At 67.6% G+C, this 21,892-nt stretch carries 18 protein-coding genes and 3 tRNA genes; 7 read left to right on the forward strand and 14 right to left on the reverse strand.

The window, feature by feature from the left end; translation table 11 throughout:
- Nucleotides 1-22: 22 nt before the first annotated feature.
- From AC6CHP_RS13370 to AC6CHP_RS13385, 4 genes are all read right to left on the reverse strand, one after another.
- Nucleotides 23-1,885 carry a BCCT family transporter gene (locus AC6CHP_RS13370; protein WP_188731978.1) on the reverse strand — a complete coding sequence of 621 codons (1,863 nt, stop codon included), beginning with the start codon at nt 1,883-1,885 and terminating at the stop codon, nt 23-25.
- Between the two features lie 275 nt (nt 1,886-2,160).
- Nucleotides 2,161-2,236: transfer RNA gene (locus AC6CHP_RS13375), tRNA-Phe, on the reverse strand.
- Between the two features lie 48 nt (nt 2,237-2,284).
- Nucleotides 2,285-2,358 (reverse strand) — tRNA-Asp (locus tag AC6CHP_RS13380).
- Nucleotides 2,359-2,449: 91 nt separating this feature from the next.
- Nucleotides 2,450-2,522 (reverse strand) — tRNA-Glu (locus AC6CHP_RS13385).
- Between the two features lie 165 nt (nt 2,523-2,687).
- Between AC6CHP_RS13385 and AC6CHP_RS13390 the strand changes: the two genes are divergently transcribed.
- The 4 genes from AC6CHP_RS13390 to AC6CHP_RS13405 all read left to right on the forward strand — a co-directional run bounded on the left by AC6CHP_RS13390 (nt 2,688) and on the right by AC6CHP_RS13405 (nt 6,170).
- A complete protein-coding gene (locus tag AC6CHP_RS13390; protein ID WP_188731980.1) occupies nt 2,688-3,731 on the forward strand; it encodes a PHP domain-containing protein in 1,044 nt (347 codons plus the stop codon).
- Nucleotides 3,732-3,817: 86 nt separating this feature from the next.
- Entirely contained in the window at nt 3,818-4,801 is a 984-nt protein-coding gene (locus tag AC6CHP_RS13395) for a DMT family transporter (RefSeq protein ID WP_498230397.1), read from the forward strand.
- A 9-nt stretch (nt 4,802-4,810) separates the two neighbouring features.
- Nucleotides 4,811-5,239: a metallopeptidase family protein gene (locus tag AC6CHP_RS13400; protein ID WP_188731985.1), complete on the forward strand. Its 429-nt coding sequence runs from the start codon at nt 4,811-4,813 to the stop codon at nt 5,237-5,239.
- Nucleotides 5,240-5,249: 10 nt separating this feature from the next.
- Entirely contained in the window at nt 5,250-6,170 is a 921-nt protein-coding gene (locus AC6CHP_RS13405) for a cation diffusion facilitator family transporter (RefSeq protein ID WP_188731987.1), read from the forward strand.
- Between the two features lie 33 nt (nt 6,171-6,203).
- On the opposite strand, the gene AC6CHP_RS13410 is transcribed toward AC6CHP_RS13405, so the two are convergent.
- The 5 genes from AC6CHP_RS13410 to AC6CHP_RS13430 all read right to left on the reverse strand — a co-directional run bounded on the left by AC6CHP_RS13410 (nt 6,204) and on the right by AC6CHP_RS13430 (nt 13,292).
- Nucleotides 6,204-7,076 (reverse strand): ABC transporter permease, encoded by an 873-nt coding sequence (locus AC6CHP_RS13410; RefSeq protein WP_377193550.1) that lies wholly within the window; start codon nt 7,074-7,076, stop codon nt 6,204-6,206.
- Entirely contained in the window at nt 7,066-8,076 is a 1,011-nt protein-coding gene (locus AC6CHP_RS13415) for an ABC transporter ATP-binding protein (protein WP_377193552.1), read from the reverse strand. Before AC6CHP_RS13415 ends, AC6CHP_RS13410 begins: the two co-directional genes overlap by 11 nt.
- A complete protein-coding gene (locus tag AC6CHP_RS13420; protein ID WP_377193554.1) occupies nt 8,073-9,311 on the reverse strand; it encodes a LolA-like protein in 1,239 nt (412 codons plus the stop codon). The genes AC6CHP_RS13415 and AC6CHP_RS13420 overlap by 4 nt, the downstream gene beginning before the upstream one ends.
- A gap of 143 nt (nt 9,312-9,454) precedes the next feature.
- Nucleotides 9,455-12,232 (reverse strand): PEP/pyruvate-binding domain-containing protein, encoded by a 2,778-nt coding sequence (locus tag AC6CHP_RS13425; protein WP_498230401.1) that lies wholly within the window; start codon nt 12,230-12,232, stop codon nt 9,455-9,457.
- Between the two features lie 28 nt (nt 12,233-12,260).
- Nucleotides 12,261-13,292, reverse strand: coding sequence for a universal stress protein (locus AC6CHP_RS13430; protein WP_188731995.1), 1,032 nt, complete (start codon nt 13,290-13,292; stop codon nt 12,261-12,263).
- A 422-nt stretch (nt 13,293-13,714) separates the two neighbouring features.
- Between AC6CHP_RS13430 and AC6CHP_RS13435 the strand changes: the two genes are divergently transcribed.
- A complete protein-coding gene (locus AC6CHP_RS13435; RefSeq protein ID WP_498230464.1) occupies nt 13,715-14,341 on the forward strand; it encodes an NAD(P)-binding protein in 627 nt (208 codons plus the stop codon).
- 58 nt (nt 14,342-14,399) lie between these two features.
- Here the strand turns inward: AC6CHP_RS13435 and AC6CHP_RS13440 are convergent, their stop codons facing one another.
- Entirely contained in the window at nt 14,400-15,047 is a 648-nt protein-coding gene (locus AC6CHP_RS13440; RefSeq protein WP_498230403.1) for a copper resistance CopC family protein, read from the reverse strand.
- A gap of 113 nt (nt 15,048-15,160) precedes the next feature.
- On the opposite strand from AC6CHP_RS13440, the gene AC6CHP_RS13445 reads away from it, so the two are divergent.
- A complete protein-coding gene (locus AC6CHP_RS13445; RefSeq protein WP_498230405.1) occupies nt 15,161-16,600 on the forward strand; it encodes an NCS2 family permease in 1,440 nt (479 codons plus the stop codon).
- A 55-nt stretch (nt 16,601-16,655) separates the two neighbouring features.
- Here the strand turns inward: AC6CHP_RS13445 and AC6CHP_RS13450 are convergent, their stop codons facing one another.
- Nucleotides 16,656-17,960, reverse strand: coding sequence for a cation:proton antiporter (locus tag AC6CHP_RS13450; protein ID WP_498230407.1), 1,305 nt, complete (start codon nt 17,958-17,960; stop codon nt 16,656-16,658).
- A gap of 180 nt (nt 17,961-18,140) precedes the next feature.
- Here AC6CHP_RS13450 and hutG point away from each other — a divergent pair, with 180 nt between their 5' ends.
- Nucleotides 18,141-19,154, forward strand: a complete 1,014-nt coding sequence (gene hutG / locus AC6CHP_RS13455; protein ID WP_498230409.1) for a formimidoylglutamase — start codon at nt 18,141-18,143, stop codon at nt 19,152-19,154.
- A gap of 51 nt (nt 19,155-19,205) precedes the next feature.
- Here the strand turns inward: hutG and AC6CHP_RS13460 are convergent, their stop codons facing one another.
- The 3 genes from AC6CHP_RS13460 to AC6CHP_RS13470 form a co-directional block, all read right to left on the reverse strand.
- The gene (locus tag AC6CHP_RS13460) at nt 19,206-19,874 is read right to left on the reverse strand and encodes a response regulator (protein WP_188732005.1); all 669 of its coding nucleotides are present in this window, start codon (nt 19,872-19,874) and stop codon (nt 19,206-19,208) included.
- Complete coding sequence (locus AC6CHP_RS13465; protein ID WP_498230466.1) at nt 19,871-21,448, reverse strand: sensor histidine kinase; 1,578 nt, start codon at nt 21,446-21,448, stop codon at nt 19,871-19,873. Before AC6CHP_RS13465 ends, AC6CHP_RS13460 begins: the two co-directional genes overlap by 4 nt.
- A 140-nt stretch (nt 21,449-21,588) precedes the next feature.
- Nucleotides 21,589-21,852 carry a hypothetical protein gene (locus AC6CHP_RS13470; RefSeq protein WP_498230411.1) on the reverse strand — a complete coding sequence of 88 codons (264 nt, stop codon included), beginning with the start codon at nt 21,850-21,852 and terminating at the stop codon, nt 21,589-21,591.
- Nucleotides 21,853-21,892 lie beyond the last annotated feature (40 nt).

Here is a 21,892-nt window from a genome sequence, read left to right on the forward strand (position 1 = left end):
AACCGCGCGTCAGGCGGCCCGACTACGCCTTGGGTGTTTGCGCAGCCGTGGCGTCTGCAGCCTCGCCCGCAGCCAGTCGTTCGGTCAGATGGGCCTCCACAGCTTCGCTGACCTGGTCCTGGACCTGATCCGCCAGGTGCTCCTGGTAGTGCTCCTGGACGGAGTCGTGGATCTGTTCCGCGACGTGCTCCTGGTAGTGCTCCTGGACAGAGTCATGCATGGAGTCCTGGACCTGCTCCGTGACATGGGCGGCCATCTGGTCGCGGGCCAGCTTACGCTGTGCGCGCATCAGGGTCTCATGCTCCCGGTGGAAGGCCTTGGCCGTGGAGATACACATCAGGATGATGACCACGCTGAAGGGCACCGCGGTGAGGATGGCCGCGGTCTGGATCGCCTGCAGTCCATTGGCCAGGAGCAGGGCGATGGCAACAGCGGCGGCGGCCAGTGCCCAGAAGATGCGCAGCCAGTTCCTGGGCTCCACGTCTCCGCCGGTGGAGATCATGCCCATGACCAGGGCACCGGAGTCAGCCGACGTGATGAAGAAGATGGCGATCAGGAGAATCGCGCCGGCGGTGAGAACAACTCCGCCGGGGAGGCTGCCGAGCAGGTTGAACAGGGCGCCCTCGGTATCCACGGTGCCGTCGTCGCCGATGAGCCCGCCGCTGCCGAACAGTTCGCGGTGGATGGCGGCGCCGCCCAGGATGGAGAACCACAGGAAGCCCATGGCGGTGGGCACCAGGAGCACGCCGGCCACGAACTGCCGGACGGTGCGGCCCTTGGAAATACGGGCGATGAAGATGCCCACGAACGGCGCCCAGGAGATCCACCAGCCCCAGTAGAAGGTGGTCCAGGCGGCCTGCCATGCCTCGCCTTCTGCACCGGAAAATGCCAGCGTGTTGAACGTAAGGCCTACAACGTTCTGGAGGTAGTGCCCGATCGACTGCACGAACTCACGCAGCAGGAACAGCGTGGGGCCGGTAAAAAGCACCACCAGCATCAACAGCGCGGCCAGGACCAGGTTGGTGTTGGAGAGCCACTTCATGCCCTTGCCCACACCGGACACCACCGAGATGATGGTCAGCGTGATGATGCAGAGGATCAACCCGATCTGCGTCATGGTGGTGGCCTGGACAATGTTGGCCTGCTCAAGCCCTGCGGAGATCTGCAGGACGCCCAGGCCCAGGGAGGTGGCAACACCGAACAGCGTGCCTACGAGGGCCACGACGTCGATCAGGTTGCCCCACCCGCCGGAAACGCGCTTACGGCCCAGGAGCGGCTCAAGCGTCCAGCGGATAGAGATGGGGCGGTTCCTGCGGTGGACTGCGTAGGCAATGGATACGCCCACCACAACGTAGATGGCCCAGGCATGGAGGCCCCAGTGAAGGTAGGTCTGCGTCATCGCCTGCTGGGCGAGCACCAGGGGGGATCCTTCAACACCGGGCCGGGGAGCGGCAAAGTGGTTCAGCGGCTCTGCCACACCGAAGAAGACAAGTCCGATGCCCATGCCGGCTGCGAAGAGCAGGGCGAACCAGGACATGACGGAGAACTCCGGCTCATCCTCGTCCTTGCCCAGTTTGATGTCGCCATAGTGGCTAAGGCCGATCCAGAGGGAGAACGCCACGAAGAGTGCAACGGCGGCAACGTAATACCAGCCGAACCAGTTGATGACGTTGCCTTGGATGGTGGTGAAGATCTCTGTGGCAGCCGCAGGGAAAATCGTAGCGAAGAGGACAAAAACAATGATGGTTCCGGCTGCGGGCCAGAAGACCCATCTGGCGAGTTGCTGACCACCGGTTCCGGGCGGCCGGTCCGCCGCTTTCTTATGGGCGGGCGGTGTTTCTCCCGGTGGTTGGCTGATGGTCCTGGTGCCAGGTGTGGCGGACATTCCCAGTTTCTCCTTATGCGCTGTGCGCGCTCAGACTGCGTTGTGCAGGTTCGTCTCGTGTACGTTCGTCTGTTCGTGCGTGTTCTCTTATGCCGCTGCCGCGTGTCCGCGGCTGTGCAGCCAGCAAGTTTACGGAACCCGAAAAGCCGCGGGTCGGGAAATTGGCCGGCCCCGGGGGTATTGATGCCGGATCGAGACGTGCTCCATGCGGGCCCATTAACTGTAGGCCCAGGAAATAAGAAAAGCACCAGTTCCGAAGAACTGATGCTTCCCAGTGGTGGCTCCGACCGGCGTCGATCCGGTGACCTTTCGATTTTCAGTCGAACGCTCTACCAACTGAGCTACAGAGCCTAGGTGACTAGTCACCATGACAGCCGGAATCTCTTCCAACAATCAGAGCGACCCTGACGGGACTTGAACCCGCGACCTCCGCCGTGACAGGGCGGCGCGCTAACCAACTGCGCTACAGGGCCTTGCGTTTCTTGCTTCCGCAGTATCTCTACCGCTTTTTTCAAGGCTTCCAGCCTACCAGACATTTTCTGCCTGCTTGACCAGTTCCTTGCGTACCCCCAACGGGATTCGAACCCGTGCCGCCGCCGTGAAAGGGCGGTGTCCTAGGCCGCTAGACGATGGGGGCCAGAACCCGTTCGGAACAAAATAAAAGGCGTCAAGCTGGGCTTTCCGTCTCTGTCCTTTGCGTTTCTCCGAACTGGACTCTAAAACTATAGGGCCTAGGCAGGAATTATCCAAAATCGGCGAAAAACACCGCCACGGAGCGGGCGGGACGGGTGAAGATGGACGGATGGATGCCGTAGCAGCACTCAATGAGATCGCCTTCTGGCTGGAGCGTGGACGCGCTGCCACGTTCAAGGTCCAGGCATTCCGTAAGGCAGCGGCGGCCATCAGCGCGCTGCCGCCGGAGGAAGTGGCCGCCCGCGCCGAAAACGGCCGGCTGAAGTCCATGAAGGGCATCGGCGACCGGACCTACCAGGTGATCCGCCAGTCGGTGGAAGGCCAGGTTCCCGAGTACCTGGCAGATCTCAGGGACAAGGGTGCCAAGCCGCTGGCGTCCGGAGGGGCCGGGCTCCGGGAGATGCTGCGGGGAGACCTGCACAGCCACAGTGAATGGTCCGACGGCGGATCCCCCATTGAGCTGATGGTGGCTGCCGCCGGGGTACTGGGAAGGGAATACCTCGCACTGACAGACCACTCCCCCAACCTCACCATTGCGAACGGACTTTCCGCCGAACGCCTGCTCCGTCAGCTGGACGTGGTGGAGTCGATCAATGCCGGCCCCGTTCCAGGTGACGGCGGCCAGCCGGGCAGGCCGGTCCGGCTGCTCGCCGGAATCGAGGTGGACATCCTGGAATCGGGGGAACTGGACCAGGACCCGGAACTGCTTGACCGCCTGGACATTGTGGTTGCCAGCGTCCATTCAAAGCTGCGCGCGGACAGCAGGACCATGACCCGCCGCATGCTCGGCGGCATCCAGGACCCGCACACCAACGTCCTGGGCCACTGCACCGGGCGCCTCGTGGAGGGGCAGCGCGGTACCCGGCCACCGTCCGAATTCGATGCAGAAGCGGTGTTCGCGGCGTGCGCGGAACACAACGTGGCCGTGGAGATCAACTCTCGACCGGAACGCCAGGACCCGCCGGATCCACTGATCCAGCTCGCCCTCGACGCCGGCTGCCTGTTCTCGATCGACAGCGATGCCCATGCACCCGGCCAGCTCGACTTCCTGCAGTACGGTGCCGAGCGCGCGGAAAAGAACGGCGTCCCCGCGGACCGGATCATCACCACGTGGCCCGTGGAACGCCTGCTGGAGTGGGCGGCGCCGCAATAGCCTCCGGACCGACTTTGGCAGGAAGTTGCGCAGACGTGGCCGATTTCCGCCAGTCAGCTGCCCTTGCGCCCGGATAGATTTGCTGCATGCCTGCAACCAGCCCCGCCCACCGGACTGCCCCCGCACCTCCCCACACCGCCGCAACCCCGGTCAAGGCACTCGGGGTGGCTGCCATGGTGGTCACCGTGGTCCTCTGGGCGTCCGCCTTCGTGGGGATCCGGGCCATCGGCCCCCACTTCTCCCCCGGCTCCCTGACGCTCGGCAGGCTGGCGATTGCCGCCGTCGTCCTCTCCCTGCTGGTGCTGCCCCAAATGGTGAAGACCCGGCTCCTCCCGAAGGGCCGGGAGTGGTGGCCGATCCTGGCCTACGGGGTGATGTGGTTCGGCGGGTACAACGTGGCACTGAACGCCGCCGAACACGTGCTTGATGCGGGCACCAGTGCCCTGCTGATCAACGTGAACCCCATCCTGGTGGCAATCATGGCCGGCATCTTCCTCAAGGAGGGCTTCCCGCGGTGGCTCATCATCGGAAGCCTGGTTGCGTTCGCCGGCGTGGCGCTGATCGCCTTCGGATCAGCCCAGTCCTCCGCGCCCGGGGAAGGGGCGACGACGGACGTGTCAGGTGTACTGCTGTGCCTCCTTGCCGCCGTGCTCGCCGCCGTCAGCGTCATCATTCAGAAGCCTGTACTGCGGAAATTTCCGGCCGCGCAGGCCACCTGGTTCGGGATTCTGGTGGGTGCGCTGTGTTGCCTGCCCTTCGCAGGCCAGCTGGTCAGCGAAGTGCAGGCGGCCCCGCCGCAGGCAACATGGGGGCTCGTCTATCTGGGGATCTTCCCCACGGCTATTGCCTTCACCACCTGGGCGTACGCGCTCTCGCTGGTGGACGCCAGCAAGCTGGCCGCCACCACCTACCTGGTGCCCGGCACCACCATCCTGATTTCCTGGCTCCTGCTGGGCGAGGTTCCTGCCTTGCTGGGCCTGGTGGGCGGGCTGGTCTGCCTGGTGGGCGTGGCGCTGACCCGGCGGAGGAGCCGGAATCAGCGGGGAGCCGGGGCGGCCGGTTCCCGCTAGAGTCGGAGTATGCCAGCCAGCCTGCCGCCGGGCCTGCCCACCGCCCCTGGGGGCCCCAGCGAACCGCTCCGCTTCACCATGTCCGAGGACGAATTCGAGGCCGCTGTCCAGGACGCCCTGGACAGCATCCCGGACAAGCTCGCCCGCGCCATGGACAACGTTGCGGTGTTCATTGAGGACGACTATGTTCCGAAGCCCGGGGAGGACCCGGACACTGTCCTGCTGGGACTCTATGAGGGCGTGCCGTTGACCGAGCGGGATTCCTGGTGGGACGCCGGGTCCCTGCCGGACAGGATCACCATCTTCCGGGAGCCCATCCTGGACCTTTGCGTGTCGCGGGAGGACGTCATCCACGAAGTGGCCGTGACGGTGGTGCACGAGATTGCCCACCACTTTGGGATTGATGACGACCGGCTGCACGAGCTCGGCTGGGGCTAGCCTTGTAGGCATGGGACACGACCACAGCCACACCCACGGCATCACCGCAACAGGCCGGCACCGGAAGCGGCTTATTGCCGTCCTTGCCATCACGCTGGCCGTGGTCCTGGTCCAGGTTATCGGCGCGGTCCTCTCGGGCTCGTTGTCCCTGCTTGCCGACGCCGGCCACATGCTCTCCGACGCTGCTGGGGTGACGATCGCCCTGCTGGCTGCCTGGATTGCAGGGCGGCCCGCCAGCGACCAAAGGACCTACGGCTACCAGCGGGCCGAGGTGCTGGCTGCGCTGGCAAATGCCCTGATCCTGATCGTGATCTCGGTGGTCATCTTCAGCGAGGCGATCCGCAGGATCGGCGCGGCGCCGGACGTGCAGACGGACATCATGCTGTTCGCCGCCGTCCTGGGCGCCGCCGCAAACGTGGCGTCCCTGGTGATCCTGCGCGGAGCGCACAAGGAGAGCCTCAACGTCCGGGGCGCCTACCTGGAGGTCCTGGGTGACCTGCTGGGTTCCTTCGCCGTCATCGCTGCGGCTGTGGTGATCATGGTGACCGGGTTCCAGGCGGCGGATACCATCGCGTCCGTCGTGATCGCCCTGATGATCCTGCCCCGGGCCTGGAGCCTGCTCCGCGACGTGGTGGATGTGCTGCTGGAGGCCAGTCCCAAGGGCGTGGAAGTGCAGATGATCCGCGAGCATATCCTCTCCGTGGAGGGCGTTACGGACGTGCACGACATCCACATCTGGACCATCACCTCCGGCGTCCCGGTCTTCTCGGCGCACGTGGTGGTGGAGGACGGGGTGCTCAACGCCCGCGGCGCCGACCAGTTGCTGGACAAGCTGATCACCTGCCTGGGCTCGCACTTCGATACCGACCATTGCACGTTCCAGCTGGAACCCGCGAGCCATTCAGAACATGAGGCGCACCAGCACGCCTGAGGACGCGTTGCCGCCCGGGCTTCCCGCCTCCGTTCAGCTCAGGACATCCTTGGTGACGAACCGGCCGTAGGCGAGCGCACCGAACACGGCCACGTACCCCGCCTGCAGCAGCGCATTGCTGGCGAACGAGTCCCACAGCACGGGCTGGCGGAGCAGGTCCCCGAAGCCCAGCCAGTAGTGGCTGAACAGCCACGGGTGCAGCCACTCGAGCTGCGGCAGCTGGTCGAGGACCTGGGATACCACCGAGAGCACCACCGTGGCTGCCATGGCACCCACCGGAACCACGGTCAGCGTGGACAGGAACAGGCCTATGGCGGACAGCCCGGCCAGGGAAACGGCCAGGTACGCCGAGATCAGGAGGAGCCGGAGCACGGCCTCCGGCGGCTCGATGACATCCCCGGACAGCAAGGTCACGGGGCCCACGGGGAAAAGGGCGGCACCGATGGCGGCACCGGCGAGGGCAACTGTCAGGGGTGCAGCGAGGCAGAACGCCAGGGCGCCGGCATATTTCACCAGCAGCAGCCGGACCCGGCCCGCCGGCGCAACAAGCAAATACCGCAGCGTTCCCAGATTGGCCTCGCCTGCGATGGTATCCCCCGCCACCACACCCACCGTGAGCGGCAGGAACAGCGGGACGGACACCAGCATGGCAGTGAACGCCACGAACAGGCCGTTCTGCGTGATCCGGTCCAGGAAGGCCGGGCCGCGCCCGGGAGGAACCGCCGAGGAGACCCTCACGGCCACGGCAATCAGCACCGGAATGGCGGCCAGCGCGAGCAGCAGGGCCCAGGTTCGGCGCCGCCGGAACAGGACCGCGATTTCGGACAGCAGGAGGGACATGCCGGCTCCCCGCGGCCCCGCCACGGCCGTCACAACCTCTGCCTCCGCCGGCACGCTACTGGGCAACGTCGAACCCCTCCCCCGTCAGTTCAACAAACCGGTCCTCAAGGCTCTCCCGTTCCACCGCGAAACCGCGGACACGAACGCCTGCCTTGACGAGCTCCGCAACAATGTCCTCCGGGGCGGGATGCCCCGCCCCCGACTCCGAGGGCAATCCCGGCTTTGCCAGGGCAGCCAGCACCACGTCCCCATCCGGCTGGCCCGCCCCTGTTTCCGGGGACAGCCCCAGCGTGGCCAGGACCGACGACGCCGGGCCCGCGTCCGGGGTCACCAGGCGCAGGCGGGAGCTGCCGGACCGGCGCAGTTCGGCCAGCGGCCCCTGCGCCACCAGGCGGCCCGCGCTCATGATGGCCGCGTGCGTGCAGATCTGTTCAACTTCGGCGAGCAGGTGGCTGGAGACGAAAACGGTGGTCCCGTCTGCTGCCAGGGACCGGACCAGGTTCCGCACTTCACGGGTGCCCTGCGGGTCCAGGCCGTTCGTGGGTTCGTCCAGCACCAGCAGCTCGCGGGGGGACAGGAGGGCGTTGGCGATGCCCAGCCGTTGCTTCATGCCGAGCGAGTACGCGTGAACCCGCTTGCCGGCGGCGTGGCCAAGCCCTACCCGTTCCAGGGCCAGGCCCACCCGTTCCCGGCGGGTGGCCGGATCCGCGTGCCGGCCGGCGGCGTCCAGCCGGTGGAGGTTCGCGGTCCCCGAAAGGAACGGATAAAAGGCGGGCCCCTCCACCAGCGCCCCCACCCGTGGCAGGACATCCTGGAAGCTGCCCGGCATCTCCTTTCCCAGCAGCCTGACCGTCCCTGCGGACGCCGCGGCGAGGCCCAGCAGCATCCGGATGGTGGTGGTCTTTCCCGAGCCATTGGGGCCCAGGAAGCCGAAGACTGCCCCTGACGGCACCGCGAGATCCAGGCTGTCCACGGCCACCTGCTGCCCGAAGCGCTTGGTCAGGCCCTGCGTCTCGATGGTCAGGCCGTACGTCCGCCGTCCCGGAACCCCTGCGGGTCCCGTCACGGGGCGGAGGATGCGGCTTGCAGCCTGTCAGCCGGGACCATGCCCGCAAAGACGCGGCCGTCGTCGGTCAGCAGCACGTTGAAGAGTGCGCTGGAGAGCAGCCGCCCGCCAGGAACGACGACGGCTGCCTGGCTGAGCAGCGGATTCTGCGCCAGCGCGGTGCCGAGCTTTGCGCCGGCTCCGCTGTCCGCCGGAAGTTCCACAACCGTTTCCCAGCCGGTCCCGGTCAGGTGGGAGCCGGCCTTGTCTTTGATGCCGGACGCAAGCTGGTCCGGGTCGGTGTGCGTGCCCGGGTAACCGGGTGCCCCTGGGCCGGCGGGCGGGTGCGCAGGATGCTGGATCTGCAGCTCTTCAACCGTGCTGCCCGGCGGTGGCACGAAGTTGAACAATGCGGCATCCGGAGCATCAAGCGACAGGCTGGTGAAGCCCGTCCTGAAGGCAGGCTCTCCTGCCCCGCGTGCCGTAACCTCCACGGAAAGCGGCATGCCGGTTTGTCCATCCACGGCGATGGCGATCATCCCCACAAGCGTGCCGCTGGTGCGTGGCTCGAGGAGCAGGTTATAGGCAGGGCGCCCGGCAACCTGGACGTCAGGGCCCACAGACACGGCAGTTGTGCTGTCTGCCGCGGCGAGGAACTTCGCGGCGAGCTCCTGGGGCGTCGGCGGGACCATGGTGCTTTCAGGGCCGGTGCTGTCCGGGCTGGTGCCAGGCAATGCCGGGTCTTCCAGCGGGAGGTCGCGGGCATGGGCCGGCAGCGTCAGGTGCGCTGTTGAGTTGTCCTTGGACGAGTAGAACCACACATCGTTGTCTCGCCGGATGATGTTCCGCTCGGCGAAGCGGTCCACCACCTGGATACGGACTTTGGCCTTGCCGTCCATGAAGACCCTCGCCGTATGCTCACCGGTGAGCATCTCGATCGCGGAGGCGGCGGGGTCATCCGAGGCAGGACCCGAACTTGGACCCGTTGCAGGCAGTTCCGGCAACCCGAGCTCGGAGGCCTGTTCAATCGTGCCCGAGAACGTGTGGGTCTTGTGGCCGGCGAGCAGGGCAAGCACGTCGGCCGGGGCCTTGTCCGCCAGGGCGTCGCCGGCGCGTGCCGGGATGGACCCCACCAGCACTCCGGCGGCGATCACCGCGGGTGCAGCCACGGCGGGAACCCACCGCAGCCACGCACGGCTACGGCGCTGTTTTACGGCCCTGGTGATGATCGGGTCGCCCATATTCCGCTGGTTCATAGCTCGGCCGTCTCCTTGATGGGAGTCTATAGCTCAAGGGTACGCCTCGGCACGGCTCCCCACACCTGCCAGCGGGAGCCGTGCCGGGGCAGTGCCTGGGCAGTGCGGGAGCAGTGCCGGGGCAGGGCGGGGAACCCGAGGGCCTATTCGGGCACGATGGTTCCAGCGCCGCCGTCGACCGTTATTCTTTGTCCCGTGGCAAGCCGGACGGTGGCCTCCGGCACCCCCACCACGGCCGGAATGCCGTACTCCCGGGCTACCACGGCGCCATGCGAGTTGGGCCCGCCCATCTCCATCACCAGGCCGCCGGCGGTCAGGAACAACGGCGTCCACCCCGGATCGGTGGACGGAGCCACCAGGATCTCGCCGGGTTCGAGGTGGGCACCTACGGGGTCCAGGATGACGCGGGCCCGGGCGGTGACGGATCCCGCTGAGGCCGGGCTGCCGGACAATGTGGCGCTGCCCGCCGCACCACGTGCGGCGGCGTACAGTACCTCGGGTTCGGTGCCGTCCGAGAGCAGGGCCCTGGGGATGTGGCGCCTGCCCAGCTCGCTGGCGTAAGCGGCCCGCCGGTCCACCACGAGTTCACGCAGATTCCGGGACCCTTGGGCCTCCGGGCCCTGGAGCGCCAGCCTGGCCTCCCCGAAATCGAGGAAGAAGATGTCCTCCGGGCTGTCCAGCCTGCCATCGGCCGCAAGCCCGGCTCCCACCAGGGCCACCTGCTTCCGCACTTCCGCCAGCCCCAGGACAAGCTGGTATTTGGGCATTTCCCGCAGCCCCGCGAACATCCTGGCCCGCCGGAAGGCAGCGCCTACCAGCAGTGCGCGGGCCCGTCCACGGCGGCGCGCCCCGGCAACCAGCTGCTGCACGACTGCCTCGGCCTCGGCCTGGGCCCGGCTGAACTGGACGTCCGGTGCCATGGCGGGATCCGTGAGGCGCAGGTAGTTGGCCAGGACGCCCAGGATGTGGGTGGGATCGTCGGTCCACCGGGGCATGCCCACATCGATTTCGGCCACGGCCCGCTGCCCGTAGCGTTCGAGGAACCGCACCAGGCCTGCGTGCAGGACAGGGGGCAGGGTGCCGGTTTTATATTCCGCTGCGAGCGCGGATGGTTCCTGCGACTCCAGGGCCGCCCGTGAGTCCCTGTCGTCCTTTGCTGCCGAGGCGATCCGCCACAGCTCGAGGTCCATCTCGGTTGTCACGTTGCGGGGCAGGCCGCGGAGCACTTTTTCCAGGTCCTGCCGGCGGTCCGGTCCTCCGAGCAGCCTTCCCGCCAGCCACAGCATGGCGAATCCCACCGCCGGCAGGGGCAAAACCGCGGGCACGATCGCAAAGAGCCTGCTTCCCAGTAGCCGCTCCGCGTGGTCAAGCCGTTCAAGGGGACCTGCTCCTGCCCCAAGCTCCAGGTCTTCGGCGTAGCGCCGGGTGAAGGAGTCCAGGCGGCGGAGCGCCGCCCTGGGCCGGAACAGTCCCCGGAGCGCCGTCTCCGGCACGCGGGCCCGCGCCGCGGCCGGCAGGACGTGGCGCAGGAATCCGAACGGTGTCCTGCGGGTCACCGAAAACTCCGGGTCGCCGAAAACCTGCCTGACCACCATGGCGGACCTGGCCTCCATGATGTCGAAGACCCGGGCAAGGATGCGGCGGCCCACGCTGCTCCGGACCGGCGTGGTGAGGTCGACGTAGATGCGCTGGGCTGCCTCCGCATAGGGCGGCGGGCCCTGCCGGGGATCGGGAACGGGAAACCCGGCGGCCAACGCCACCGAGGAAGCAATGAGCCGCAGTGACGCCAGCCCCATGGGTGTGAGCGGGCGGGTGAGGCCCTGGGCCAGGCTGAAGCACATGTACAGCCGGGGTCCGGCGCCTGCTGACCGGCTCTGCGGTATGGGGTAAAGCGTAGTGATGGGCCTGGACTGCGTCAGCCAGAGGGTACCGCCGGCGTCGATGGCCCATTCGGTATCCTGTGGCGAGCCGAAGTGCCGCTCGGCCTGCAGGCCAAGGGCAGCAAGCCCAACGGCCTGTTCATCCGTGAGGCTGGAGGAGTCCGCCCGTCCGGGGACCTCCCGGGACTCCGTTCCACCACCAGGAAGGGGCCGGACCACAACGCGCTTGTCACCAAGCTTTCGCTCAACGACCCGGGCTTTGCCCGTGTCCACCACGAAGTGGTCCGGATTGACGGCGCCGGAAACCACAGCCTCGCCGAGTCCGGGGGCGGCATCTATGACCGCCTCGCGGCGCCTGCCGGTCAGGGGATTCGCCGTGAACATCACCCCTGCCGCCTCGGCGTCCACCATCCGCTGGACCACGACGGCGAGGGCCACCTGGTCCGGTGCAATCCCCAGCGCTGCCCGGTAGGCCACTGCGCGGTCTGTCCAGAGGGAGGCCCAGCAGTTGCGGACGGCGTCCAGGACGGCCTTGATGCCCGCCACGTTCAGGTACGTGTCCTGCTGGCCCGCGAAGCTCGCGGACGGAAGGTCTTCGGCGGTGGCCGAAGACCTCACGGCCACGGGGGTCATTCCGCCCATTGCCGCATACGCCTGCTCCACGGCAGCTGCGGTCCGCGGTGGAACCGGGAGGGCGCGGATGGCCTCCCGTACGTTCCCGGCCACTGTGGCGAGCTGGGCGGACCTGCCTGGATCGGAAGGATGCAGTGCGGCCTGGAGCCGGGCGAGCTCCGCAAGCACACCGTCCTGGACAGTCCGGACAGCCTCCCGGTAGGCCACCGTGGTCAGGCAGAACCCGTCAGGAACGGGCAGTCCCGCTGCCATCAGCCCACCGAGGTTGGCGGCTTTGCCTCCCACAAGCGGAAGCATGCTGCCATCGACCTGGCTGAGGCGCAGGACCAGGACGGGGGCGGCGTTGCCGTCCGGTGGGCGGGACTCCCGCCTGCCGTTTCCTGTGCTTTCCGGGCGGTCAACTGCCATCGTGGCACTCCCCTGCGGCGGGGTCCGGTCAGGCTGTCCCGAGCACCGGCCCAAACCGGGCGCGGTCCGCCAGGCGGGGGTCCTCACGGTCCGGAACCACCATGACGGGGCCCTTGGCGTGGTGGAGCACCCCGTCCGAGGTTGAGCCAAGGAGCATCCCGGTGAACCCGCCACGGCCGCGGGTACCCACCACCACAAGTTCCACGTGGCGGCTGGCGTCCACCAGGACGTCTACAGGAGAGCCGTCCCTCAGCTCGGATTCAGTGGGCAGATTCGGGAAGTGGCTCCGCAGCCACGCCATTCCGGCGTCCAGGGTCACCTGGATGTCGTCGAACAGCGCCTTGCGGTCCATGGGGGCGGGAACCCACGCCAGGGAACCGCTGTACTGCGGCACCGCGCAGACCACGCGCAGGGTGGCGCCGAGCCGCTCAGCCTGGGCTGCCGCCTCCAGCACAGCCACCCGTGCCTGCTCCGACCCGTCCACGCCCACCACCACCAGGTTCTCCACGCGCTGGTGGCCGGCCTTGGCCTGCTCCGCCTTGATGTGCCGGTCCTCGGTTGTCTCGCCAAGCCGGTCGGAACAGATCAGCGGCACCGTCACCGTGGGGCATTTCGCATGGGCCGGGAGTGCACTGCTCACCGAACCGAGGAGCCTGCCCACAAAGCCCCCGCGGCCGCGGGTACCGAACACCAGGAGCTCAGCGGTTTCGGACATCTCCAGCAGGACGCCGGAGGCATCGCCGTTCTCCACTGACGCGGTGGCATCGATGTCGTAGGTGGCCACCTTCTCCAGGGCCTGCTTGACAATCGCCTCCGCGCCTTCGCGAATAACGGAGTCGTCCACGGTGGCGTATCCGCCGTCCAGGCCGGAAGCCGCGAAGATCGGGACGGAGTAGGCGGTGACGATGTGCAGCGGACGACGCCGGCGCTGGGCCTCGCGCGCTGCCCACACCAGCGCGCACTGGCCGTGGTCCGAACCGTCCACGCCGACTACGATCCCCTCGGGGGCGGCAGGAGCGCCGCCGTCCTGCGGGTCCGGATGCAACTCTTGTGCGCCCATTGGGCCGCCTCCTCGCGATACTGCCTGATGTTGCGGCTATTCTGCCAGAAGCGGACCGTTCCGCGTGCACCCGAACCCCCGCCTGAGCTGGGAAGAAAGGCTCGCTTCCGCTTCCCACTATTCTCCGCAGGCCTTGGCATAGCAAGCCTCTTGGGGCCAGGAAACGGGGGTTATCCACAGGTGGTGGGCGATCTCCGGGAAAGCGCCTTCACCCCGACAAAATTGTTTCGGGATTGGGCTATCCCTGGCCGCCAATCTTCTGTAGTCTTCAGGACATTGTTGGTCCGGGACGCCTACTGCCTTACTCCGTCAGAGTTGCCCGGAACGCACTGCGGCCGGGCTTTGGGGGTAACGGGACGCGAGCGGGCGAGGACGCCCGCACCTGCCGAAACTTTCGAAGGAGGGAAACTGTAGTGTCAAGCATGCCTGGGAATGCCGGGACCGAACAGACCACCACTGTGATCATTGGCACCGGCCTGTCCGGCCTGGCCGTGGCTGCAGAGCTGTGCCGCCGCGGCGTGGACTCGATAGTGGTGGACGGACTGGACCTCCTTGGCGCCGCACAGCCGGCCAACACAGCTTCCCTCCAACGGTGCGACGCGGCGGACTCCGTGAACCTTCGCGAACGCAACGAGATCCTGCGGCACCTGCGGAACTACGCTGCCAGCCACGACGTCGACGTGCGCAACACCACCCGCGCCGTCCAGCTGACCATGGTGAACGGCGGGTCGCCGCTTTCTTCAGCCCCGCAGTGGGAGGTGCATACGCCCACGGGAATCCTGGTGGCGGACCACATTGTCCTGACCCGTTGCGCCCACAGCCAGCTCCGGCGCATGATCAACGACTTCGGCATGGCGGTGGGCCGAAACCTCACCGCAGCCATGCGGGCCATCGGCATCTACCTGGTGGGCGTTGGGGAACTCATCACGCCCTCCCCCAAGGAAGTCCTGCGGCAAGCCAAGACGGTGGGCCAGGCAATCTCCGCCAGAGTGCACCCGGACACTGTGGCCTACCCGGCCACCGGGAGCTTTGCGGCCCTAACCGGCTAGGCCCTGACCTGCTAAGGCCGCCCGGCGCCCCTGCCCGCGGCGGGCCCCCAACCCGCCATCATTCGTCGTCCGTGCCTGCTGTGAGCCGGCGCCGGGCCAGGATGGCAAGCGTGGCCAGCAGCCCCACTGCGACGAGGGCAAAGATGACGATGCTCCACTGGAACGGCTCCCCTGAGCCCACCTGTTCAGGCTCGCCCGTCGTCCCCGGCCGGGCCGTCCCCATGGCGGGGGCAGTACTTGCCCCGGCGCCGGTGGCTGGGACTGTAGCCGCCGCCGTCGGACTTCCTCCCTCAGTTGGACTTGCTGCCGGTGCGGCGCCCTGCCCGGCAGAGGCGGCCGTAAAGGAGAACGTCCCCTCGATGGGATGCGAATCCGAGCTGACCACCCGCCAGGCCACGGTGTACTCCCCCGCCGGGCCTCCGGCCCTCAGCTTCTGGGATGCCACGTTGTCCACGATGTCCACCGGCCCCTCCGCCCACTCGGTACCGGAGGCGTCTTTGACGGAGAACGCGGCGCCAATGCCCAGCGGCTTGTTGTTGAAGGCCACCGAGACCTGTTCGGGCGGCGCCGGCAACGACGCGCCGGCCGCCGGGGTGCTGGATTCGGCGGCATCATGGGCCGCTGCGGGCCCGGCGAGGCCCAGCACACCGGCGGCAAAAACGAGGAGCACGAGCCCCAGGGTCAGGATCTGGCGGATGGGACGCATGCGGCGGCGGCTCCTTGTGTGTTGGCTTCCTTACAGACTAGGCGAAAATGCCTGCCGCCCTGCCGCCGCCACCATAGGATGCAGGTATCCCCACAGACTCCCCCGGAGGACTAATGCTTAAGCAAGGCTCTGCCCTGGACCGGTACTTCAAGATCACCGAGCGCGGTTCCAACCTTTCCCGCGAGATCCGAGGCGGCTTCGCCACGTTCTTTGCCATGAGCTACATCGTGGTGCTGAACCCCCTGATCCTCTCGGGCCCTGACTCCAGCGGCACAACGCTGGGGTTCACCGCCGTAGCCGCCGTAACAGCCTTCGTGGCAGGCATCCTGACCATCCTTATGGGCGCCTGGGCAAAGCACCCCTTCGCGCTCGCCACGGGCCTGGGCGTCAATGCGTTCGTGGCCGTCACCGTGGCCACCAATCCGGGGCTGACCTGGCCGGACATGATGGGCCTGGTGGTGCTCTCCGGCGTCACCATGCTGATCCTTGTCCTCACCGGGTTCCGCACCGCCGTCTTCAAGGCCGTCCCGGACGGGCTCAAGACGGCCATCGTGGTGGGCATCGGCCTGTTCATCGCGCTGATCGGGCTGGTCAACGCGGGCTTCGTCCGCCGCATCCCAGATGTCGCCGGCACCACCGTGCCCGTTGGCCTTGGCTACGACGGCAAGCTCCTTGGCTGGCCCACCGCGGTGTTCATCTTTGGCCTGATCCTGACCATCGCCCTGGTGGTGCGCAAGGTCAAGGGCGCCATCCTGATCGGCATCATCACCTCCACCCTCATCTCGGTGCTCCTGGAGATGACCCTGCACATCGGACCGAGCTTCGACGGGCAAACCTCCAACCCGCAGGGCTGGTCCCTGGTGGCGCCCACCTTCACCGGCTGGGCCGCCCCGGACCTGTCCCTGATCGGCAAGGCAAACCCGTTCGGCGCCTTCGAGCACCTGGGCTTCGTTGCCGCAACCCTGCTCGCCTTCGTCATCCTCCTCAGCATCTTCTTCGATGCCATGGGGACCATGGTGGGCCTGGCCAACGAGGCCGGGACAGTTGACGAACACGGCAACATCCCGGACGTCGACCGCGTGCTCCAGGTGGACGCCCTCGGCGCGATCGTGGGCGGCGGGGCGTCGGTTTCCTCCAACCAGATCTATGTGGAAGCCGGCGCCGGAATCGGCGAAGGCGCGCGCACAGGCGTGGCCTCGATCGTCACCGGGCTGCTGTTCCTGGTGGCCATGTTCTTCACCCCGCTCATCAACCTGGTGCCCTTCGAAGCGGTTGCCCCCGCCCTGGTGGTGGTGGGCTTCATGATGGTGTCCCAGGTGGGCAGGATCGACTGGCAGGACTGGGGCATTGCCATCCCCGCGTTCCTGACCTTCACCCTGATGCCGTTTACGTACTCCATCGCCAACGGCCTGGGCGCGGGCTTCATCGCCTTTGTCCTGATCCGCACCGTCCAGGGCAGGGTCAAGGAGATCCACCCGCTCATGTGGGCCGTCGCCGGCGCGTTCCTGCTCTTCTTCGCGGTAGGTCCCATCGAGGCGGCACTGAGCATGTAGCCCCCGGCCCGGGAGCAAGGCCCGGCGCCCGGCACGGAACCAAGGCCTGGTTGCCCTACACGGGAGTGTTGGGCGCCAGGCCTTCGTCGCCTGTCAACGCCCGGGCTTTCTTTTCCCGGAGCTTGTCCAGCCGGTTCATGAGTGGCGAGGTGGTGGCGCCATGGATCACGATGGACAGTGCCACCACCAGCCCCACGAAAGACCACAGCCACTCCGCCTGGCCGGCGAACTCGCCCTTGCCCAGCGCATAGGAGAGGTAGTACAGCGAGCCGATCCCCCGGATCCCGAAGAACGAGAGGGCGATCCGCTCCCGCGGTCCGGTTTTGCCGCCGAGCAGACCGAGCCAGCCTGCCAGTGGCCTGACCAGCAGCAGGAAGGCCAGCGCCACCAGCACCTCGGCCCAGCCGATCCCCGCAAGCAGTCCGCGGGCAATCGCGCCGCCCAGCAGGACCAGGATCACCACGGTCAGGAGCCGCTCCAGCTGCTCCACGTAGGAGTGCAGCACACGGTGGTAGCCATGCGTGTGCTCGGCGGAACGGATGGTCACCGCGCAGACAAACACGGCAATGAAGCCGTAGCCCTCGATCATCTCGGTGACGCCGTAGGCGAGGAAGGTTGCGGCCAGCGCCACGAAGCCTTCCGAGTGGTTGGACAGCCGGAGGCTTTCAGCGCCGGCAGAGAAAAACAGCCGTGCCAGGAGCTTTCCGGTGAGGAACCCCAGCAGCACTCCGATGGCCAGCCGCCACAGGACGTCCACCGCAAACCATTCGGGAAACCAAGCCAGCGGCGATGAGCCCACAATGCTGATGGCGATGGCGAGGTAGACAAAGGGAAACGCCAGCCCGTCGTTGAGGCCGGCTTCGGAAGTGAGGCCAAAGCGGACCTCATCTTCTTTGTCCGCGCCCTCCTCCTCGTCCGCGGGCTCACCCACCTGCACTTCGGAGGCCAGGACGGGGTCCGTGGGCGCCAGGGCGGAGGCCACCAGCAGGGCAGCGCCGAGGCCCAGGCCCAGGAACCACAGGCCCATCAGGGTCAGCGCGACGATGCACAACGGCATGGCGATTCCCAGGAGCCGCCACGTGGTGGCCCAGCGCTTGCGGCCCACAGGGCGGTCCAGGGCAAGCCCGGCGCCCATCAGCGAGATGATGACGCAGATCTCCGTCAGGTGCACAACAAAATCGCTGTGCACCATGGGATCCGGGTCCGGAAGCGTGGGAATCAGGGCGAAAGCCGCCATGCCTGCGCCCAGGAAAACCATGGGCATGGAGAACGGCATGTTGCGCAGGAGCTTGGGAAGGACAGCTGCGGTAAACACGGCCGCGCCTGCGGCAGCAAAGAGGACGCTGGGGGCTTCAAACACGGGGCTGTTCTCCGGCCTGGCTATGGTGCGCCGTCCGGCGCAAAAAGTGATGGGGTCCCCGGGGGAAGGGATTGCTCCACAATAGCCCCTGCTGCCCCCAGGCGCCGACGATCTTGGATTCCAGACATGGCGACGGCGGCGCTGCTGGTTTTCGGCGTCGCCATGCGGTGAGCTTGGAGCATGGCCCCCCTGATACCTGACGTTGACCTCCCGCCCCGGCCCTGGGAAGGGAGGCTCGACGGTGATGACGCCGCCCACCGCCGCTGGTGGCAGGCAGTTACTGCGTACGACGGCGGGACGGCAGGCACCCGCGCCGAAGGCGCTCCGGGTGCTCAGGGCACCTTGGGTAATGCGGGTGCTGCGGGTGGGGATGATGCCAGGCCCGCCACCCTGCTGGGCTTCGCCAGCGACGAGGGCGTGCGCCGAAACAAGGGCCGCACCGGCGCGGCGGCCGCACCGGCGGCCATCCGCAAGGTCCTGGGCCCCCTGGCGTTCCATCTGGACCGGGCCGTGTACGACGCCGGGGACGTCGTGGTGTCAGGCGGTGACCTTGAGGCCGGCCAGGAACGCGCCGGCCGTGCCGTCAAAAAACTGCTCGACGCCGGGCAGGTGACCGCAGTCCTGGGCGGCGGCCACGAAACCGCCTTCGCGAGCTACCTGGGGGTGGCCGCCTCTGCGGCGGTCCGGGGCGGGAAGCGGCTGGGCGTCCTGAACCTTGACGCCCATTTCGACCTGCGGGACGAGCCGCTGGCAACGTCCGGGACGCCGTTCCTGCAGATGGCCCGCGCGGAAGCGGCCGCTGGGCGTGACTTCCGCTATGCCGTCGTCGGAATTTCCGAGCCCAACAACACGCGTGCTCTCTTCGACACAGCGCGGACGCTGGGCGTGCACTACCTGCTGGACGAGGACTGCGAGGCGGAACGCGTCCGCACCTTCGTGGCAGACTTCCTTGACGGGATCGACGTGCTCTACCTGACCATCGACCTTGACGTACTGCCGGCCGCGGTGGCGCCGGGGGTGAGTGCCCCGGCCGCGTACGGCGTGCCCCTCCCGGTTATCGCCGCCGTGTGCCGGCAGGTGGCCTGGAGCGGGAAGCTGCTGCACCTGGACATCGCCGAACTGAACCCGGCGCTGGACGTGGACAGCCGGACTGCGCGCGTTGCCGCGCGGCTGCTGGACACGCTGCTGCGCTGATCCGGCAGACTCCTGTCAGGCTTCGGGCTGCGCTGCCTGCCCGTAAACGCGCTACTGGCCCTTGAGGACGTAGCGCCGCTCCGGACGCCCCACCCCGTACTTGAGCCTCACGTCCAGGGTTCCTTCGTCGTGCAGGTACTCCAGGTACCGCCGCGCGCTGACCCGGGACGTTCCCAGCTGCTCGGCTACCTCGGCCGCGGAAAGATCGCCGTCGGCGGCATTCAGGGTGGCCTCCACGAGCTTCAGGGTCTCGATGCTGCAGCCTTTGGGAAGCGGACGCTCGGTCCGGTCCAGGCCGAACACCCGGTTGACGTCCGACTGCTCGGCCACGTCCTTGGCTGAATCCAGTCCCTGGTATGCACTGCGGTAGTGCTCCAGGCGCTCCTGCAGGTCCGACTGCGAAAACGGCTTGATCAGGTAGTGCACAATCCCGCCGCGGAGGGCCTTGCGCACGGTCTCCACCTCCCGGGCGGCACTGATCACCAGCACGTCCAGCTCCGGGGCGACGTCCCGCAGCCGCTGCATGAGGTCCAGCCCATTGATGTCCGGAAGGTGGATGTCCAGCAGCACCAGGTCAGGCCGCAGCCGTTCCGTCTCGATCACAGCCTGGGCGCCGGTGTGGGCCACGCCCACCACAGCGAAGCCGGGCGTCCGCTGGATGAACCCGGCGTGGACCTTGGCCACCATGAAGTCGTCGTCGACGATCAGCACCTTGATCATGGCTGCGTTGCACCTCTTTTGAATCGTGCGGTGAAGACTGCTCCGTTGTCATTGGCCACGGTGAGGTCCCCGCCGGAACGCCGGCAGACCACCCGGGAAAGCGCCAGGCCGAAGCCGCGGCCGTCCGCCGGGCCGGCCTCCTTGGTGGAGAACCCCTGGCGGAAGATGTCCTCCACGGCGTCGTCCGGGACGCCGGGGCCGGTGTCCCGGACCGTAACGGTGACATGGTCCGTGCCGTCCTCCACGAGCACCCGGACGGCTGCCCCGGGAAGCCCCGTGACGGCGTCGAACGCGTTGTCCACCAGGTTCCCCACAACGGTGGTGAGGTCCCGGGACAAATCGTCGCTGACCGGGCGCAGGGCGGATACGGGGTCAAGCTGCAGTGCCACGCCGCGCTCGGTGGCGAGGCTGGACTTGGCAATCAGCAATGCGGCGAGCGCTGGATCCTGGATCCGGCTGGTCACTTCATCATTGAGCCTGGTCCGGTCCACCGTGGCGCCGTTGACGAACTGGACCACGGAATCGTACTCGCCGATCTGAATCAGGCCGGAAATGACGTGCAGCTGGTTGGCGAACTCGTGGGCCTGCGCGCGCAGCGTGTCCGTGGCGGTCCGGGTGGCCCCCAGCTCACGCTCCAGGGAGGACAGCTCTGTCCGGTCCCTCAGGGTTGTCACCGAGCCAATGTTGCGGCCGCGGGAGCGGATGGGAACACGGTTCAGCACCACCAGCCGTTCCCCTACGAGCACCAGCTGGTCCGGGTCCGGCTGGTCGCGGGTCAGGACCACTTTGAGGGCCGGATCCACAGGAAGGGACGCGAGTTTCCTGCCCACGCAGTCCGGCGGCAGCCCCAGCAGTTCCCGGGCACTGTCGTTCGCTACGGTGACGCGCTCGTGGGGGTCCAGCGCCACCACGCCTTCCTTCAGGCCGTGCAGCATAGCCTCCCGGTTTTCCACCAGGCCGGTGATCTCGCTTGGCTCCATCCCGAGGGTCTGGCGTTTGACCCGCCGGGACAGCAGCAGGGACCCCGCCACGCCCAGGACGCTGGCCACACCGAGATAGGTCAGGAGGTTGGGGACGGCGTCCCCCAGCCGTTCAAGGGTGGACGGGTAGTTGCGGCTGATGGCTGCGATGCCGATCATCTTTCCCGCATCATCGAGCACCGGGACATGGGCGGAGAGGACGGTGGTTCCGCCTTCGTCCAACACCCCGGTCCAGGCCCGGCCTTCCATCACCCTGCTGGGGCCGAGCTCCAGGGGCTTGCCCAGCAGGCCCGGATCGGAAGCGGCAACCACCGTCCGGTCCACTTTTGCGAGTGCAACGTGCGACGATCCCGAAACGGTCCGGACGGACTCGGCCACCGCGGGAAGCGCTGAACCAACACGCGGCTCTGCCTCCGGCAGCAAGGCACGTACTGCCGGGTTGTTACCGAGCGCCTCAGCGGCGGAGAGCGCCCTCCTGCCCTCGGTGCGTTCGAAGGCGGCAGCGGACTGGGCAAGGGAAATGGCCACCACGGCCACGAGTACTGCCAGGACGATCAGCAACTGGAGCACAAGGTACTGCCCGGCGAGGGACATTCCTCTTCGTCGCGTCACTGCGTGGATTCCTTTAGTGGTGGTTCAGATGTCTGGCCGCAGGCACGCGGAGCGCAGGCACCCAAGGGCGCGCCGCCCGCCCCTCCCGGCGTACCGGAACTATACCGCAGCCAGGCGGCCAGTCAGCGGGGACCGCCGTCGTGCTCTTCCCCGCTGGCCCTCCGGGCGGTGCCGGCGGACGGATTCCGGCCGGCGCGGTGCAGCAGCACCAGCCGGGTTGCGTGGAACGCGATGAACCCGGCCCCGGCCAGGATGTACAGCGCCTCCAACCAGCCCGGTCGTCCATCGACAACCCTCACGACTGCCGGCACCAGCGCCAGCAGAACCACCGCCATGCCGATCCATGCCGCCGGTTTGGTTCCGTAACGCCCGCTTCGCTCCGCCATATCCGTCCCCCGCCCTGTAAGCAGCTTCCAGCCTAAAGGG

The sequence above is a fragment of the Pseudarthrobacter sp. GQ63 genome (assembly GCF_059758765.1).

What these genes read in the sequence shown, in the direction of transcription:
- AC6CHP_RS13435 (WP_498230464.1), top strand. Translation starts at nt 13,715, where the DNA reads ATGCCTGGGAATGCCGGGACCGAACAGACCACCACTGTGATCATTGGC.
- AC6CHP_RS13400 (WP_188731985.1), top strand. Translation starts at nt 4,811, where the DNA reads ATGCCAGCCAGCCTGCCGCCGGGCCTGCCCACCGCCCCTGGGGGCCCC.
- AC6CHP_RS13395 (WP_498230397.1), top strand. Translation starts at nt 3,818, where the DNA reads ATGCCTGCAACCAGCCCCGCCCACCGGACTGCCCCCGCACCTCCCCAC.
- AC6CHP_RS13420 (WP_377193554.1), bottom strand. Translation starts at nt 9,311, where the DNA reads ATGAACCAGCGGAATATGGGCGACCCGATCATCACCAGGGCCGTAAAA.
- AC6CHP_RS13445 (WP_498230405.1), top strand. Translation starts at nt 15,161, where the DNA reads ATGCTTAAGCAAGGCTCTGCCCTGGACCGGTACTTCAAGATCACCGAG.
- AC6CHP_RS13465 (WP_498230466.1), bottom strand. Translation starts at nt 21,448, where the DNA reads ATGTCCCTCGCCGGGCAGTACCTTGTGCTCCAGTTGCTGATCGTCCTG.
- AC6CHP_RS13370 (WP_188731978.1), bottom strand. Translation starts at nt 1,885, where the DNA reads ATGTCCGCCACACCTGGCACCAGGACCATCAGCCAACCACCGGGAGAA.
- hutG (WP_498230409.1), top strand. Translation starts at nt 18,141, where the DNA reads ATGGCCCCCCTGATACCTGACGTTGACCTCCCGCCCCGGCCCTGGGAA.
- AC6CHP_RS13430 (WP_188731995.1), bottom strand. Translation starts at nt 13,292, where the DNA reads ATGGGCGCACAAGAGTTGCATCCGGACCCGCAGGACGGCGGCGCTCCT.
- AC6CHP_RS13425 (WP_498230401.1), bottom strand. Translation starts at nt 12,232, where the DNA reads ATGGCAGTTGACCGCCCGGAAAGCACAGGAAACGGCAGGCGGGAGTCC.
- AC6CHP_RS13390 (WP_188731980.1), top strand. Translation starts at nt 2,688, where the DNA reads ATGGATGCCGTAGCAGCACTCAATGAGATCGCCTTCTGGCTGGAGCGT.
- AC6CHP_RS13460 (WP_188732005.1), bottom strand. Translation starts at nt 19,874, where the DNA reads ATGATCAAGGTGCTGATCGTCGACGACGACTTCATGGTGGCCAAGGTC.
- AC6CHP_RS13470 (WP_498230411.1), bottom strand. Translation starts at nt 21,852, where the DNA reads ATGGCGGAGCGAAGCGGGCGTTACGGAACCAAACCGGCGGCATGGATC.
- AC6CHP_RS13405 (WP_188731987.1), top strand. Translation starts at nt 5,250, where the DNA reads ATGGGACACGACCACAGCCACACCCACGGCATCACCGCAACAGGCCGG.
- AC6CHP_RS13440 (WP_498230403.1), bottom strand. Translation starts at nt 15,047, where the DNA reads ATGCGTCCCATCCGCCAGATCCTGACCCTGGGGCTCGTGCTCCTCGTT.